The 548-nt window shown below is 58.9% G+C and carries 1 rRNA gene; it reads right to left on the bottom strand.

Annotation, left to right across the window (positions count from 1 at the left end):
* Positions 1–548, bottom strand: a 23S ribosomal RNA gene (locus AC5Y5W_RS24965); the annotation flags it as partial.

The raw sequence follows: 548 nt of genomic DNA, 5'->3' as shown, positions 1-548 counted from the left end.
CGGATCCCCGAAGGGATCCGATCAGCCACCTTTTGGGTGGTTAGCAGCACTGTTTCGTCAGGGACGCCCACACACGGGTACGGGAATATCAACCCGTTGTCCATCGACTACGCCTGTCGGCCTCGCCTTAGGTCCCGACTCACCCTGGGCGGACTGGCCTGGCCCAGGAACCCTTGGTCTTTCGGCGGGCAAGGTTCTCACTTGCCTTATCGCTACTCATGCCTGCATTCTCACTCCCCACACCTCCACAGCTAGATCACTCTGCTGCTTCTCCGGTGAGGGGACGCTCCCCTACCCAACAACTAACGCTGTTGCCGCGGCTTCGGCGGTGTGCTTGAGCCCCGCTACATTATCGGCGCACAATCACTTGACCAGTGAGCTATTACGCACTCTTTCAAGGGTGGCTGCTTCTAAGCCAACCTCCTGGTTGTCTTTGCGACTGCACATCCTTTCCCACTTAGCACACGCTTAGGGGCCTTAGCCGGCGATCTGGGCTGTTTCCCTTTCGACGCACGGAGCTTATCCCCCGCCGTCTCACTGCCACACTT

The organism is Mycobacterium sp. NGS51, from assembly GCF_059812525.1.
The sequence above is the reverse complement of the archived record's forward strand: the minus strand, read 5'-3'. Positions and strand labels throughout refer to the sequence as shown.